This is a genomic window from Mesorhizobium sp. M6A.T.Cr.TU.017.01.1.1 (assembly GCF_004023115.1).
In the GTDB taxonomy this organism is placed as follows: domain Bacteria; phylum Pseudomonadota; class Alphaproteobacteria; order Rhizobiales; family Rhizobiaceae; genus Mesorhizobium; species Mesorhizobium mediterraneum.
This window is the reverse complement of record NZ_RZTA01000064.1, coordinates 1-14,274: the sequence shown is the minus strand read 5'-3', so window position 1 is coordinate 14,274 and position 14,274 is coordinate 1. Positions and strand designations below refer to the sequence as shown.

Genomic DNA, 14,274 nt, shown 5'->3' with positions numbered 1-14,274 from the left:
TTGGCGCGCGACAGGGCGTGTCGGAAATGGATGGATCGCAAAATGGTTGCATTGCCGGCCGGCTTGCGGACGGCCGCGCGGTCAAGAGCAGGCGACACCTTCAGATCCAGTTTGAGCAGGGTGTTGAATTAGGTAGTCTAAATATAAGAAATCATTACGAAAACGTAATCTGAACGTTCAGTTCCGGTTCATTCTTCGGGCTCTATTCCTCAGGCATCGACAACCAAGGAGTACCCAGTCATGAAACGCATCGTTCTTTCCGCAGTCGCCCTCTCGATGCTGGCTGCCACGTCCCTGCAGGGCCAGGCATCGCCGCTGAACGCGCCGAATGCACCGCAGTCGACCTACAGCCAGGTTGACTGGAAGACGTCGGACAAGCATGTCGACGTGAAGAAGCGCGTCGTGGTGAAGAAGAAAGTCGTCGTGAAGAGGAACCATTGGCGCAACGGCCAGAAATATTCCAGCTGGAAGCGCCACCAGCCGATCCGCGACTATCGCCACTATGGCCTGCGTCGTCCTGGCCGTGGCCAGGAATGGATCCGCGTCGGCAACGACTATCTCTTGGTCAGCGTCGTCTCCGGCATCATCTTCGGCGCGATCGCCACGCATTAACCGTCAAAAGGTCGACCGGCACTTTGCCGGAATAGGAAAGAAGGCGGCCCGCAGAGGCCGCCTTCTTTGTGCCCTGTGAAAACCGGGTATGGTTGCGCATTAGGAGTCGTCGGGCTTCGCCGGCGTGATTATATGGAGGGCAAACGAGCCGTTCCCGATGCGCTTTCCACCTGCCTTCCTCGACGAGATACGCGACCGCGTGCCGATTTCATCGGTGATCGGCCAGCGCGTGGCGTGGGACAGGAAGAAGACCAACGCGCCGCGCGGCGATTATTGGGCGTGCTGTCCCTTTCATGGCGAGAAGAGCCCGTCCTTCCATTGCGAGGACAAGAAGGGCCGCTACCATTGCTTCGGCTGCTCGGTTTCGGGCGACCATTTCAAGTTCCTGACTGAACTCGACGGAATGAGCTTTCCTGAAGCGGTCGAGAAGATCGCCGACTTGGCCGGCGTGCCGATGCCGGTTCGCGATGCTCAGGAGGAGCGGCGCGAAAAGGAACGCGCCAGCCTGACCGATGTCATGGAGATGGCGACCGCTTTCTTCCAGGAGCGGCTGCAGGGACCGGAAGGCGCAAAAGCCCGCGCCTATCTGCGCGACCGAGGGCTGACGCCGGCGACGCAGCAATCGTTCCGGCTCGGCTATGCGCCGGACAGCCGCAACGCGCTGAAGGAGCATCTTGCCGCCAAGGGCGTGCCCAAGGCCGACATCGAGGCATGCGGGCTGGTGCGCCATGGCGACGACGTTCCGGTTTCCTACGATTGGTTCCGCGACCGCATTATGTTCCCGATTCCGGATTCCAGAGGCAAGATAATCGCCTTTGGCGGGCGGGCGCTGGCAGCCGATGCGCTCGCCAAATACATGAATTCACCCGACACCGAGCTCTTCCACAAGGGCAATGTGCTCTACAATTTCGCCCGTGCGCGCCAAGCGCTGGCAAAGGGGGCGCTGGCCAAGGGCGGCACGGTCATCGCCGTCGAAGGCTATATGGACGTGATCGCGCTGGCGCAGGCCGGTTTCGAAAATGTCGTGGCGCCACTCGGCACCGCGCTGACCGAAAATCAGCTCGAGCTCCTGTGGCGCATGGCCGGCGAGCCGGTGCTGTGCTTCGACGGCGACCAGGCCGGACTGAAGGCGGCATGGCGCGCCGCCGATATGGCGCTGCCGGCGGTTCAGGCAGGCCGCTCGGTGCGCTTTGCTCTTCTGCCCGAAGGCAAGGATCCCGACGATCTGGTCAAGGCCGATGGGCCGGACGCGTTTCGCGCCGTGCTTTCCGAGGCGCGGCCGCTCGCCGACCTTTTGTGGGTGCGCGAAACGGCCGGCGGCATCTTCGACACGCCGGAGCGGCGGGCGGAACTGGAAAAGACGCTGCGCGAACTGACCAGCCGCATCCGCGACGAGAGCTTGCGCTATCACTACCAACAGGAAATGCGCGAGCGGGTGCTAAGCTTTTTTGGTGCCCAGCGCGGGCGCCAAGAGCGTCGTCAAGATGGGCGTCAAGGTGGGCGGCCCGGCGAGCGCTTTCAGGGCAAGGGCTCAGCTCCTGGCGGACAGTTCGCACGCGGCGGCGGTGGACGTACCGCGATCACCGAAAGCCTCGGCCGTTCGGCGCTGGTCAAGCGCAGCAGCGAGGGAATGTCGGTGCGCGAGGCGACGATCATTGCAGCTCTTGTCAATCATCCAGCACTGATCGACGAGAATTTCGCCCATGTCGAGTTCCTCGACCTCGCCAACACCGATCTGAAGCGATTGCACGCGGCCATTCTCGACGCGATGGCCCATGACATGGCCAACGACCGCAACGCGGTGATCGCGACGATCGAACGGGCCGGCTGCGGCGAAATCTGGGCGCGCGCGGTGGCACTGATCAAGCGGGCGCGGCAATGGCCGGCGCTGGAAACCGCCGGACTTGATGATGCCCGCGACGCCTTCAGCCAGGCTCTCCACTTGCAGCGCAGCGCGCGCACCTTACATAAGGAGCTGAAACAGGCGGAAGCGGCGCTCGCCAGCGATCCCACGGATGAAAACTACCGGCATCTCATCGAGATCCAGGCGCAATTTCGTGACGTGCAAGCAACGGAAGCGCTGATCGAAGGGTTCGGTGTGTCCTCGGGCAGGGCCGGGCGGGCGTAGGTCGAAGCTTACGAAAGGGTGAAAGTGCAGGACCGTGCTTGCGCGTCGAATCAGCCGGGGCGCTTTAAGTCGGGTAATTGATTCGCTTTTTTCATGCGAATCATGCGAGAGGCGCTTGACCTTCTGGCAGAATGACGGAATCAGGACGATTCGAAACGTTAACCCGCGCCGGCGTCGACGGGAAGTGCAGCGATGTGAGGTACCGGTCACTGGACAGGCATTCGGCCTGCCACAGATACCAGGGTTAATCTGGACTTAACGAGAGATGCAGTTACTGGCCCGGGGAAGCGCGCTCAAGAGCGAGCGCATCTGATTTAACCGGTACGGCAGCTTACGCGGCTTGATACTTAGCCGCTTGGAGAAAATAAAGAATGGCGACAAAAGAAAAGGAAGAGGTCGAGACCGAACGCGAAGGCGCCACCGATGGCCCTCTGCTCGACCTTTCCGACGATGCTGTCAAGAAGATGATCAAGGCCGCCAAGAAGCGCGGCTATGTCACCATGGATGAACTGAATTCGGTGCTGCCCTCGGAGGAAGTGACCTCCGAGCAGATCGAGGACACGATGGCCATGCTCTCCGACATGGGCATCAACGTGGTCGAGGACGACGAGCAGGGCGAGGAGCCCGAAGCCGCCGATGCGGCTGCCGACGCCGAGGAAGACGCCAACGAGCTGGCCGAGCAGACCGGCACCGCCGTTGCCGCGACGACCACCAAGAAAGAGCCGACCGATCGCACCGACGATCCGGTTCGCATGTATCTGCGCGAGATGGGCTCGGTCGAGCTTCTGTCGCGCGAGGGCGAAATCGCGATCGCCAAGCGCATCGAGGCCGGCCGCGAGACGATGATCGCGGGCCTGTGCGAAAGCCCGCTGACGTTCCAGGCCATCATCATCTGGCGTGACGAGCTCAATGAATCGAAGATCCTGTTGCGCGAGATCATCGACCTCGAAGCGACCTATGCCGGTCCGGAGGCCAAGCAGGCGCCGGTGGTCGAGCGGATTGAGGAAGCCAAGACCGAGGAAAAGCCGCGCCGTTCACGCGAGGACGAGGACGACATCACCAATGTCGGCGCCGACACGCGCGGTCTGACTGATGACGACGAGGAAGACGAGGACGAGGCCAGCCTGTCGCTGGCGGCGATGGAAGCGGAACTGCGCCCGCAGGTGATGGAGACGCTCGACGTCATCGCCGACACCTATAAGAAGTTGCGCAAGCTGCAGGACCAGCAGGTCGAGAACCGGCTGGCCGCAGCCGGCACGCTGTCGCCCAGCCAGGACCGCCGGCTGAAGGAGCTGAAGGACCAGCTGATCAAGGCGGTGAAGTCGCTATCCCTAAACACGGCGCGCATCGAGGCGCTGGTCGAGCAGCTCTACGACATCAACAAGCGCCTGGTGCAGAATGAAGGCAAGCTGTTGCGGCTGGCCGAAAGCTATGGCGTGCGCCGCGAGGAATTCCTGAAGGAGTATCAGGGCTCGGAGCTCGATCCGAACTGGACGCGCTCGATCGGCAATCTGACCTCGCGCGGCTGGAAGGAATTCACCAAGAACGAGAAGGATGCGATCCGCGACCTGCGCGCCGAGATCCAGAACCTCGCTACCGAAACGGCGATCTCGATCCTCGAGTTCCGCAAGATCGTCAACCAAGTGCAGAAGGGCGAACGCGAAGCCGCGATCGCCAAGAAGGAAATGGTGGAGGCCAATCTGCGCCTCGTCATTTCCATCGCCAAGAAATACACCAATCGCGGCCTGCAGTTCCTCGATCTGATCCAGGAAGGCAATATCGGCTTGATGAAGGCGGTCGACAAATTCGAATACCGGCGCGGTTACAAGTTCTCGACCTACGCGACATGGTGGATCCGGCAAGCGATCACCCGTTCGATCGCCGACCAGGCGCGCACTATCCGCATTCCGGTGCACATGATCGAGACGATCAACAAGATCGTACGCACCTCGCGCCAGATGCTGCACGAGATCGGCCGCGAGCCGACGCCGGAGGAACTGGCGGAAAAGCTCGCCATGCCGCTGGAAAAAGTGCGCAAGGTGCTGAAGATCGCCAAGGAGCCGATCTCGCTCGAAACGCCGGTCGGCGACGAGGAGGATTCGCATCTCGGTGATTTCATCGAGGACAAGATGGCGATCCTGCCGATCGATGCGGCGATCCAGGCCAATCTGCGCGAAACGACGACGCGGGTGCTTGCTTCGCTCACCCCGCGCGAAGAGCGCGTGCTCAGAATGCGCTTCGGCATCGGCATGAACACCGACCACACGCTGGAAGAAGTCGGCCAGCAGTTCTCGGTGACCCGCGAGCGTATCCGCCAGATCGAAGCCAAGGCGCTGCGCAAGCTCAAGCACCCGAGCCGCTCGCGCAAGCTGCGGAGCTTCCTCGACAGCTGATGCCGGGGTACCGGATAAGCAATTTGAAGGGCGCTGCGGCGCCCTTTTTCGTTCGCGGCACAGAGATTGTCTCGCAGACGGTGCGGTTGTTCTTGCAGCACACCTGCTGTGGGAGGATAATCTCGTGTCGGATGCATTTTCTGGGCGACAAACCCGGATGCCCGCCCCGGCAGTGACGCCGTGCTCCGAGGCCCCGGAGGGAGGTGTGCATGACGAACTATATCGTGCTGATCAACTGGACGGAGCAGGGCGCCAAAAATGTGCGCGAGTCGCCGAAGCGGCTCGATGCCGCCAAGAAGCTGCTGGGAGACATGGGCGGCTCATTCAGGGCGTTTTATCTCACCATGGGCGAATGCGATATGGTGGCGATCGTCGAAGCGCCCGACGACGCGGTGCTCGCTCGTTTCTCGCTGATGCTGGCGTCAGGCGGTAACGTGAGGACGCGGACGCTCAAGGCTTTCCCGGAATTGGCCTATCGCGAGATCATCGCCTCGCTCGGGTGAGACGCTGCGCGGCTACAGACCCGCGCAAGGCCGAGTTCCTGATATCGGAAGGTCGGGCGCCGCTTGACGGCGCCCGATCCGCCGATCATGAGGAAGAATGCTGCTTTCGCTCGAAAAGAACTTCATTTTCATCCATATCCCGAAGACCGCCGGGACCTCGCTCACCCGTGCGCTAAGTCCGTGGAGCTTGAGACCGCAGCGAACGCAATGGCGTCGCCTGCTGTCACATCTTCCCGTGCGCGAAACGCCTCAAAATGCGTTCCTCAGGCAGCATGACAAAGCAAGCTGGGTGAAGCACAAGCTGCCGGCGGAGATCTATGATAGCGCCTACAAATTCGCCGTCGTGCGCAACCCTTTCGAACTTGCGGTCTCGACCTATTATTTCCGCCGCGACTATCTCTCCGGCCGGCGCTGGCACAGAGCCAGGGTCTTGGATTTCAAGGCTTTCCTGCGCTATCTCGAACGCAAGAACCGGCTTGTGCGGGTGGACCAGACGAGCTGGATTTCGGACAGGCACGGAAACCTCATCATCGACGAGATTTTGCGGTTTGAAACACTGGCCGAGCAATTTAATGCGCTGGTCGAACGACTCGATCTGCCGGGCGAGGTGAAGCTTCCCCGGTCAAACGTCAATACACCTTACGATTATCGCGCGGTCTACGATGACGAGGCGAAAAGCATCGTGCGACGGCTCTATTTCAGGGATTTCGAGCGCTTCGGCTACAAATTCTGACTTTTCAGACCGCAATTCGTCGGCAAGATGCCGCGTCGCGGCCAGGCTGGTCCGGACGTTGCGGGGCGAGGACATTTCCCGGATAGTCAGCGCAGCCCTTCAGGTCGCTAAACACATGCCCAAGCCTCTGCTGACCATCTGGTACAACACCCGTTGTCCGGTTTGCGATGCCGGCATCGTCAGGCAGAAGCGGCGGCTGGTCGAGGCGATCAAGGCCGGGCGGATAGCGTTTCGCGACATCAATGCCGAGCCGTCGGCGCTGGCCGGATACGGCGTGTCGCTGGAGGACATCCGCCGCCGGCTGCATGCAACCGATGCGGACGGCAAACTGCTGGTCGGCGCCGACGTCGCAATTGCCGTCTGGCTGGCAACACCGGGCGATGGCTGGCTGGCGGCGCTGTTCGGCAACCGCGTCGCGCTGCCGTTGACGCGCTATGCCTATGATCGCTTCGCCGATCTTCTCTATGCCTGGAACCGGCGCAAGGGTCGCTGGTAGCCGGCACAGACATCCTTCATCGAAAGGCCGGAACTGACTCCGGGCCGCAAATGCGCGCCTTCAATCCTGCGGCGCGGAATTAAGTTACATCGTAAGATATATCTTGATTCTATCATCTCACTCCCTTAATTAAGATATATCGTAAGACATAACTCAAGGAGCAGACAATGCACAGACATCATCATTTCGGGGAGCGCGCCGAGCGCGTTTTCATGCATATGGCCGGCAAGTTCGGCGGCCGTGGCGGCGGCTTCGGCCCATTTGGCCACGGCATGAGGGGCGGCGGCCGCGGCGGGCCGGGCGACATGTTCCGCGCCGGACGCATGCTGGCCGACGGCGATCTCAAACTGATCACGCTGTCGCTGCTGGCCGAGGCTCCGCGCCACGGCTACGACATCATCAAGGCGCTGGAGGAGCGCACCAGCGGCGTCTACAGCCCGAGCCCGGGGGTGGTCTATCCGACGCTGACGTTCCTGGAAGAGGCCGGCTATGCCGTCTCGTCGGCGGAAGGCAACAAGAAGGTGTTTTCGATTACCGAGGCAGGGCAGGCGCATCTCAACGACAATCGCGAGATGATCGACCATGTGCTCGACCATCTCGAGCGTTTCGGCCGCAAGATGGCAAAGGCGCGCGACTGGTTCGGCTGGAACGACGATGGCGAGGATGGCGGACGGCGCGGCCGCGGCCGTTCGGAAAAGCGCGACGAATTCCGCGCCGTGCGCCACCGGTTGCGCGCAGCCCTCGGCGACATCGTCGACGCGCCGGCTGAAAAGCAGGCCGAGGCGATCGCTATATTGGAAGGAGCGGCCGAAGCCCTGGAAGCGCTGTCACGCGACTGATCTCTGGTAGGCCGGGCCGGATGCGGCCCCTTGCCCGTTTGCCTAAGGACCGGTAGTGAAAATCACCCTGCGCCGCGCTATGTGGTGCAGGGTGATCGCCGTTGGAGGATACCCATGTCATTTCTGAAGCGTCTTTTCGGTGGCGGTAGTGACGCCGGTGAACCGAAAAGTGCCGCCCCGGCAAAGCAGATCGAGCACAAGGGATTCCTGATCAGCGCCACGCCCTACAAGGCGGAAGGCCAATATCAGACCTGCGGCGTGGTTTCGAAGGAGATCGACGGGGTGATGAAGGAACACAAATTCATCCGTGCCGACCGCTTTGCCGGGCTCGACGACGCTGTCGACATCTCGATCAAGAAGGGCATCCAGCTCATCGATGAGCAGGGCGAGAAGATGTTCGGTTAGCGTGGCAAACGGCGATGTTGCGCGACTTCGAAGCGGCGTCGGATAAAAGCCTTGTCGCTGCCCTTGAGCTGTATCGGGCATCAGGCGACAAGTGAAAAAAGCAAGCGCTCCGGCGCCTGCCTTTTCAGTTCTGGTTACCAGTGTTCGCGCTTTACGCGGCAGCGGCGACTGCTCCGGTCGAGGCCGCCACCGCATCGACCTTGGCTGACGCCTTGGCCAGAGCGGCTGTAACTGCGTCCGGTCCCATGCCGACGCCTTCGATGCGGATGACGTCGACATCGGTCATGCCGATGAAGCCAAGCACGCTGCGCAGGTAAGGGATGGCGTGGTCTAACTGCACGGCGGCGCCTTCCGAATAGATGCCGCCCGAGGCAAGGACGATGTAGACCTTCTTGCCGGTGACGAGGCCCTTCGGGCCGTCCTCGCCATAAGCGAAAGTCTTGCCAGAGCGGGCGACGTGATCGACCCAGGATTTCAGGGTCGACGAGATGCCGAAATTGATGAAACCGGTGGCCAGGATGATGGTCTCGGCCGCAAACAGCTCATCCAGCACGCCGTCGGAAACGCCGACGACTTCGGCCTGGCGCTGGGTGCGGGCTTCGACGGGCGTATAGATGCCGGTCGAATAGTCCGGATCGATATGCGGCAGCGGGTTTGTCACGAGATCACGCACGACCAGCGTGGCCAAAGGGTTGGCGGCAAGCAGCTTCTCGGCAAGTTCGGTGGCGATGTGGGTCGAATGCGAGGCAGTGCCGCGCGGGCTCGACGTGACAAGAAGGATGGACATGGCGGCTCTCCAGAGTTGGAATGATTTGTCCCACCCGATATGGGTCCATTTACCCATTTAAAAAACTGGTATATTTTCTATATTACCCATCTACAATTTGGATAAGGCAATGCAACCCAATCCGACGCTTGACCAACTGCAAATCCTGGTGACGGTGGCCGATACCGGCAGCTTCTCGGCCGCCGGCCGCAAGCTCAATCGCGCGCAGTCGGTCATCAGCTACGCCATCGCCAATCTCGAGACACAGCTTGGGCTGAAACTGTTCGAGCGCGATGGCACGCGCGAGCCGCAACTGACCGATGTCGGCCGGGCGACGCTGGAGGACGCGCGGCGCATGGTCGGTGTGCTGCAGCGCATCCGCTCGCGTGTCGACGGACATAAGCAAGGGCTGGAGGCTGAAGTCGCGCTGTCGGTCGATGTGGCGCTGCCCTCCACAGTGCTGGTGCGCGTGCTGAAGGCATTCGAGGCGCAATTTCCAACCGTGATGCTGCGCCTGCATATGGGCACGCTCGGCCTGATCCCCGATCATGTCGTCAACGGACAGGCCGATCTTGGTATTGGCGGCCTGCTGGGCGAGGTCGACGCGCATCTTGTGCGCATTGGCTTCATGTCGATGGTGCCGGCGGCCGCGCCAAGCCATCCGCTGGCGCTGCTTCCCAGGCCGGTGCCGCTCGAGGAGGTGCGCGAGCACACCCAACTTGTCGTCAGCGACCAGTCCGAGCGCACCAAAGGGCGTGATTACGGCGTCTTTGCCTACCGCACTTGGCGGCTGACCGATGTGCGAACCAAGCATGCGCTGATGCGCGAAGGGTTGGGTTGGGGCGGGCTGCCGCGATGGTTGATTGCCGACGATCTGGCCAACGGCCGGCTGGTGGAGCTCGATCTGGAGCCGTATAGCGAAGTCCGCTCGCCACTCTATGCCATGCACCGCGCCGACCGCAGCCCGAAGCCGGCCGCGGCCTGGCTGATTGACCAGTTCAAGCGCCAGCTTGGCTGTTTCAACGAGTTCGAGCCGAACGAGGTGCCTGAGGATGAGCCGGAGCTGGAGACAGTCCGTCAATCAGCGCCATGAGGACGGTGCGGTAATCCTCGGTCGAAGCGCCTGCTTCAATGGCCAACGCCGCTCGGTCGAAGGCGGCGGCGAGCAGCGCGGTCAGCGCGTCCACCGGCAATCTCTTCATGGTCTGCGCACGCATCGCCGCGACGAGGCCCTCGCGCAAGGAACGGTTGCCGTGGCGATTGTCTATGTCGTCCATGGCGGCGCGGCCGAGCACGGCCGGTCCGTCGAGCAGCAGCAGCCGAGTGCGGCCAGGTGCGCGCATGGCGGCAAGATAGGCATCGGAACCGGCGATCAGCGCGTCGCGGGCAAACAGCGAGGGTGGCGAGGCGCGCTCGATCTCTTCCGCCACAGCCGCCGCCTCCTGCTCGACCACCGCGGCAAACAGCGCCTGCTTGTCGGCAAAGTGATGATAGAGGGCGCCACGCGTGACACCGGCCTCAGCCACGATCTCCGGCGTGCCGGTCTCGGCATAGGTCTTTTCGGTGAACAGCTTTCGCGCCGCAGCGATCAGGTCGGCGCGCGTCGCTTCGGTGCGATCGCGATTGGAGCGGCGCGCGGATTCCTGTTGCATACATGCAGCCTGTATGTTAATTCACCTTACATGCAGACTGTATGTTATTTGACGGGAGAAAGAAAGATGAAGACGACGAGCTACTATCCGGTGCTGATGACGGGCGACGTTGCCGGCACGAAGGCCTTCTATATCAAGCACTTCAGCTTCAAGCCGCTGTTCGAGAGCGGCTGGTACGTGCATCTGCAATCCGCCGAGGATCGCCGCGTCAATCTCGGCATCGTCCATGGCGATCACGAAACGATCCCGGAAGAAGGGCGCGGCCGCACGTCAGGCCTGCTGATCAATTTCGAGGTCAAGAACCCGGATGCGGTTTACGAGCGGATCATCGCCGCCGGCCTGCCGATCCTGCGAACGCTACGCGACGAACCCTTTGGCCAGCGCCATTTCATCACCAAAGACCCCAATGGCGTGCTGATCGACGTGATCAAGCCGATCCCGCCGAGCGCGGAGTTTCTGGAGCAGTTTGTTGAAGGGGCGGCGGGCTAAGCGGGATAGCTGCTGGCAGGAACTGTCTGTAGATGTGACGTGAAGGCTTTCAGCCGCGTGGCCGGTCATGTCTTTGCGGTTTATGCTGAGGCTCGTCAGCCTTGGACCTATTCCATGCGTGAAATCTGCCTTGTCCGCGCACCCTCAAACCTTGGCCTTCGCCCACTGCGGCCAGGTCATATACCGGGGACGTGGCGTGCGCCGCAGGCGTTGACCGAAGCCGGGTTGGTCGAGACGCTTTCGCCCCTCAAAGTGGTTGATCTTGATCGGCCCGCCTACAGCACGGAGCCGCAGCCGGGCACCCGGCTGCGCAACGGCAACGCGATACGCAGCTTCAATCTCGGACTCGCCAAAGTCGTTGCCGGCGCGCTGGGAAGAGGCGAGTTCCCGCTGGTCGTCGGCGGCGACTGCGCGGTCCTGCTCGGCGCACTGGCCGCTGCACGGCGATCCGGTCCGCTGGCATTGGTGCATGTCGACGGCCACAGCGATTTCCGCCATCCGGGCAACTACGACATCCACGCTTCACTCGGCTCGGCCGCCGGCATGGACCTTGCGCTCGCCACCGGACGTGGCGAGCCGTTGCTGACCGACTGGCCTGGCATCGCAAGCCCCCTCGTTGCGGACGAACAGGTGATTCAGATCGGCGAACGCGAGAACCGCACCCCCGACTTCGCGTGGCCTGACATCAATTCGACCACGATGACGCTGATCGATGTCTTTGCCGTGCGAGAGCTTGGCGCGGCAAAAGTCCTGGAAAAGACCTGGATCACGCTGGCGCGAGCCGGCTGGCCCTATTGGGTGCATTTTGACGTCGATGCCCTCGATCAGACAGCGATGCCGGCGGTGGATTCACCGGGCAGCCCCGGCATCGATCCCGACGACCTCGTCGCCATCCTCGCGGCGCTGGTGGCGGATCCGCGCTGCGCCGGAATGGACATGACCATTTTCGATCCGGACCTCGATCCGACCGGCGAACTGGCCGTGCTGCTGGTTTCGCTGCTCGGTCGGATCTTTGCAACGCGATAATCGTCAGCTTCGCGCCACCGGCATAACCGTGACCTGAGTGATGCCGGAGCGGCGCACCACCGTGCATAGCGTCTCGCGGCCGATGCGCTCGGCATCGAGGATGCGCACCAGATCGTCGACGCCGGTGACCGGGCGGCCGTCGATTGCGGCGATAATGTCGCCTTCCCTGAGGCCGGCCTTGGCCGCCGGGCTGTTCGCCTCGATGCTGCGCAGGCGCACCGCCGTGCTGCTCGACACTTGTGAGAGGAGGGCGGCTCGGCGCGGCAGGTTTGCCGTGTCGGCCGAGACGCCGATGAAGGCCCGGCGCACGCGGCCGAAGCGGATGATCTCCGAAATGACGAAATTGGCGGTGTTGGAGGCGACCGCAAAGGCAATGCCTTGCGCGCCGTGGATCATGGCGGTGTTGACGCCGATGACCTCGCCCGCCGATGACACCAGCGGTCCGCCTGAGTTGCCGGGGTTGAGTGCTGCGTCGGTTTGGATGACGTCGTCGATCAGCCGGCCGGTGGAGGCGCGCATCGAGCGGCCGAGCGCCGAGACGACGCCTGATGTCACGGTCCATTCGAAGCCGAGCGGGTTGCCGATGGCAATGGCGATCTGGCCGCGCCGCAGGCGCTTGGAATCGCCGAGCGGCGCGATATCGGCAAAGCTGCCGTCGGCGCGCACCAGCGCGATGTCGGTGTCGGGGTCGCGGCCGAGAACACGGCCTTCCCTGGAGACGCCGTCCGGCATGGTTACGCGGACGGTGCGGGCATCGCCGACGACGTGGAAGTTGGTGACGACGAGCCCGTCCGGCGTGATGACGAAGCCCGAGCCTTGGCCGCCGGCACCACCGACGCGCTCGATACGGCAGACGGCGGGACCGATGCGGTCCACAGCATCGGCGACGGTTGCCGAATAATCATCGAGCAGCGCAGCGTCGAATTGCAATTGCTGGGCGGGGAGGGACATGGCAGGGCTCCGTGGCTTTAGAGCAAGATGAAGGATGCCTATATGTGCGGAGCGGCCGGATCGGTCGCGACCTGACCAAATGGCCAGTCCAACGCGCAACTAGCCGTCAGGCGAGTACCCGCGCACGCGCTGCCGGGCGATATCTGGGTTAGAGCGACGGGCGTCCATTGGACGCTCCAAGACTTTGAGTTCTCGCATCGTGCTTTGCGAAAACCGATTCCGATGTTCGGGCCGATGCGATAAAAACCCAGGAGACAATCATGAGCGACTTCAATCTGAGCGCATTTTCCGACGCCATCGCCGATATCGCTGCGGCTGCGGCGCCGGCAACGGCGAGCTTTGCTGCGCATCAGCATCGCACCGCAACCGCCTTCCATTGGAGCGACGGCTATTACGTCACTGCCGAGGAGGCGGTGGAGGCCGGCGAGGAAATCGAGCTGATGCTTTCTTCGGGCGACAAGGTGAAGGCTGAGCTGGTCGGTCGTGATCCCTCCACGGGTACCGCCCTTTTGAAGCCGGCCAGTGCGCCAGACGTGCCGACGCTGACCAAGGCAGGTACGGTGCGGCCGGGCAATCTGGCCATCGTCGCCGGCAATAGCGACGGAGCGTGGCTCGCCACATTTGGTACCGTGGGTGAGGTCGGTCCGGCCTGGCGCTCGATGCGCGGCGGCACGATCGACCGGCGCATCAATCTTGCCGTCAATGCCGGTGGCCGTTTCGAGGGCGGCCCGGTGCTCGACGCAAAGGGGGCACTGATCGGCTTGCTCCTGTTCGGGCCGCGCCGGCGGGCGTTGGTCATGCCTTACGAGACGATCGAACGGGCGGTGGCGACGCTGCGCGAGAAGGGCCATGTCGCGCGCGGTTATCTCGGCGCTGGCTTGCATCCTATCCGCAATGGCGACTCGCATGGCGCCATGGTGATGAGCCTCGACGACAATGGTCCGGCAAAAGCGGCCGGCCTGCATCTTGGCGACATTATCGTGTCGTGGAACGGCGAGGCCGTGCATGGTCCGCGCGAGCTGATCCGCAGGCTCGGGCCGGACAGTGCCGGCGCGTCGGTGACGCTCGGCGTGGTACGTGGCGGCGAGCAGCGCGATGTTGTGCTGACCATCGGCGAAAAGCCGCTTTCCTGAGAGGAGTGATGGACACGCTCACCAGCGACCGGATCATGCATGACGGTGCCGTCTCGCGGCGGCTGGTGGTGCTGATTGCGCTTGGCGATGCGTCGCGCGCCGAGCGCTTGGCGGCCTCGCTGGCCGCGAGCGATGACCTGCTGCCGGT

15 protein-coding genes are annotated in these 14,274 nt (G+C 62.7%); 12 read left to right on the top strand and 3 right to left on the bottom strand.

Annotated elements, in window-relative coordinates; genetic code table 11:
* Window positions 1–240: 240 nt before the first annotated feature.
* From EOB36_RS20130 to EOB36_RS20095, 8 genes are all read left to right on the top strand, one after another.
* Window positions 241–612, top strand: coding sequence for an RcnB family protein (locus tag EOB36_RS20130; protein ID WP_095488941.1), 372 nt, complete (start codon window positions 241–243; stop codon window positions 610–612).
* Between the two features lie 157 nt (window positions 613–769).
* Window positions 770–2,740 (top strand): DNA primase, encoded by a 1,971-nt coding sequence (gene dnaG / locus EOB36_RS20125; RefSeq protein ID WP_095488942.1) that lies wholly within the window; start codon window positions 770–772, stop codon window positions 2,738–2,740.
* A 371-nt stretch (window positions 2,741–3,111) separates the two neighbouring features.
* Window positions 3,112–5,133, top strand: a complete 2,022-nt coding sequence (gene rpoD, locus EOB36_RS20120) for an RNA polymerase sigma factor RpoD (protein ID WP_095488943.1) — start codon at window positions 3,112–3,114, stop codon at window positions 5,131–5,133.
* 209 nt (window positions 5,134–5,342) lie between these two features.
* Window positions 5,343–5,636: a GYD domain-containing protein gene (locus tag EOB36_RS20115; RefSeq protein ID WP_095488944.1), complete on the top strand. Its 294-nt coding sequence runs from the start codon at window positions 5,343–5,345 to the stop codon at window positions 5,634–5,636.
* 97 nt (window positions 5,637–5,733) lie between these two features.
* On the top strand, window positions 5,734–6,369 hold the full coding sequence (locus tag EOB36_RS20110; protein WP_095488945.1) for a sulfotransferase family 2 domain-containing protein: 636 nt from the start codon (window positions 5,734–5,736) through the stop codon (window positions 6,367–6,369).
* A 115-nt stretch (window positions 6,370–6,484) separates the two neighbouring features.
* Complete coding sequence (locus tag EOB36_RS20105) at window positions 6,485–6,865, top strand: DCC1-like thiol-disulfide oxidoreductase family protein (protein WP_206437496.1); 381 nt, start codon at window positions 6,485–6,487, stop codon at window positions 6,863–6,865.
* A gap of 167 nt (window positions 6,866–7,032) precedes the next feature.
* Window positions 7,033–7,704: a PadR family transcriptional regulator gene (locus EOB36_RS20100; RefSeq protein ID WP_128285537.1), complete on the top strand. Its 672-nt coding sequence runs from the start codon at window positions 7,033–7,035 to the stop codon at window positions 7,702–7,704.
* A 114-nt stretch (window positions 7,705–7,818) separates the two neighbouring features.
* Window positions 7,819–8,109: an HlyU family transcriptional regulator gene (locus EOB36_RS20095; protein WP_128285536.1), complete on the top strand. Its 291-nt coding sequence runs from the start codon at window positions 7,819–7,821 to the stop codon at window positions 8,107–8,109.
* A 151-nt stretch (window positions 8,110–8,260) separates the two neighbouring features.
* Here the strand turns inward: EOB36_RS20095 and EOB36_RS20090 are convergent, their stop codons facing one another.
* Entirely contained in the window at window positions 8,261–8,896 is a 636-nt protein-coding gene (locus EOB36_RS20090; RefSeq protein WP_128285535.1) for an FMN-dependent NADH-azoreductase, read from the bottom strand.
* Window positions 8,897–9,005: 109 nt separating this feature from the next.
* On the opposite strand from EOB36_RS20090, the gene EOB36_RS20085 reads away from it, so the two are divergent.
* Complete coding sequence (locus tag EOB36_RS20085) at window positions 9,006–9,968, top strand: LysR family transcriptional regulator (RefSeq protein ID WP_128285534.1); 963 nt, start codon at window positions 9,006–9,008, stop codon at window positions 9,966–9,968.
* On the opposite strand, the gene EOB36_RS20080 is transcribed toward EOB36_RS20085, so the two are convergent.
* Entirely contained in the window at window positions 9,895–10,527 is a 633-nt protein-coding gene (locus tag EOB36_RS20080; protein WP_128285533.1) for a TetR/AcrR family transcriptional regulator, read from the bottom strand. The two genes, EOB36_RS20085 and EOB36_RS20080, sit on opposite strands and share 74 nt — an antisense overlap.
* A 66-nt stretch (window positions 10,528–10,593) precedes the next feature.
* Between EOB36_RS20080 and EOB36_RS20075 the strand changes: the two genes are divergently transcribed.
* Window positions 10,594–11,016, top strand: a complete 423-nt coding sequence (locus EOB36_RS20075; protein ID WP_128285532.1) for a VOC family protein — start codon at window positions 10,594–10,596, stop codon at window positions 11,014–11,016.
* Window positions 11,017–11,130: 114 nt separating this feature from the next.
* Window positions 11,131–12,042: an arginase family protein gene (locus tag EOB36_RS20070; RefSeq protein WP_206637186.1), complete on the top strand. Its 912-nt coding sequence runs from the start codon at window positions 11,131–11,133 to the stop codon at window positions 12,040–12,042.
* Between the two features lie 3 nt (window positions 12,043–12,045).
* Here EOB36_RS20070 and EOB36_RS20065 read toward each other — a convergent pair whose 3' ends face one another.
* On the bottom strand, window positions 12,046–12,993 hold the full coding sequence (locus tag EOB36_RS20065; protein ID WP_128285531.1) for a trypsin-like peptidase domain-containing protein: 948 nt from the start codon (window positions 12,991–12,993) through the stop codon (window positions 12,046–12,048).
* Window positions 12,994–13,253: 260 nt separating this feature from the next.
* Here EOB36_RS20065 and EOB36_RS20060 point away from each other — a divergent pair, with 260 nt between their 5' ends.
* Window positions 13,254–14,126, top strand: coding sequence for a S1C family serine protease (locus EOB36_RS20060; protein ID WP_128285530.1), 873 nt, complete (start codon window positions 13,254–13,256; stop codon window positions 14,124–14,126).
* Window positions 14,127–14,274 lie beyond the last annotated feature (148 nt).

What these genes read in the sequence shown, in the direction of transcription:
- EOB36_RS20130 (WP_095488941.1), top strand. Translation starts at nt 241, where the DNA reads ATGAAACGCATCGTTCTTTCCGCAGTCGCCCTCTCGATGCTGGCTGCC.
- dnaG (WP_095488942.1), top strand. Translation starts at nt 770, where the DNA reads ATGCGCTTTCCACCTGCCTTCCTCGACGAGATACGCGACCGCGTGCCG.
- rpoD (WP_095488943.1), top strand. Translation starts at nt 3,112, where the DNA reads ATGGCGACAAAAGAAAAGGAAGAGGTCGAGACCGAACGCGAAGGCGCC.
- EOB36_RS20115 (WP_095488944.1), top strand. Translation starts at nt 5,343, where the DNA reads ATGACGAACTATATCGTGCTGATCAACTGGACGGAGCAGGGCGCCAAA.
- EOB36_RS20110 (WP_095488945.1), top strand. Translation starts at nt 5,734, where the DNA reads ATGCTGCTTTCGCTCGAAAAGAACTTCATTTTCATCCATATCCCGAAG.
- EOB36_RS20105 (WP_206437496.1), top strand. Translation starts at nt 6,485, where the DNA reads ATGCCCAAGCCTCTGCTGACCATCTGGTACAACACCCGTTGTCCGGTT.
- EOB36_RS20100 (WP_128285537.1), top strand. Translation starts at nt 7,033, where the DNA reads ATGCACAGACATCATCATTTCGGGGAGCGCGCCGAGCGCGTTTTCATG.
- EOB36_RS20095 (WP_128285536.1), top strand. Translation starts at nt 7,819, where the DNA reads ATGTCATTTCTGAAGCGTCTTTTCGGTGGCGGTAGTGACGCCGGTGAA.
- EOB36_RS20090 (WP_128285535.1), bottom strand. Translation starts at nt 8,896, where the DNA reads ATGTCCATCCTTCTTGTCACGTCGAGCCCGCGCGGCACTGCCTCGCAT.
- EOB36_RS20085 (WP_128285534.1), top strand. Translation starts at nt 9,006, where the DNA reads ATGCAACCCAATCCGACGCTTGACCAACTGCAAATCCTGGTGACGGTG.
- EOB36_RS20080 (WP_128285533.1), bottom strand. Translation starts at nt 10,527, where the DNA reads ATGCAACAGGAATCCGCGCGCCGCTCCAATCGCGATCGCACCGAAGCG.
- EOB36_RS20075 (WP_128285532.1), top strand. Translation starts at nt 10,594, where the DNA reads ATGAAGACGACGAGCTACTATCCGGTGCTGATGACGGGCGACGTTGCC.
- EOB36_RS20070 (WP_206637186.1), top strand. Translation starts at nt 11,131, where the DNA reads ATGCGTGAAATCTGCCTTGTCCGCGCACCCTCAAACCTTGGCCTTCGC.
- EOB36_RS20065 (WP_128285531.1), bottom strand. Translation starts at nt 12,993, where the DNA reads ATGTCCCTCCCCGCCCAGCAATTGCAATTCGACGCTGCGCTGCTCGAT.
- EOB36_RS20060 (WP_128285530.1), top strand. Translation starts at nt 13,254, where the DNA reads ATGAGCGACTTCAATCTGAGCGCATTTTCCGACGCCATCGCCGATATC.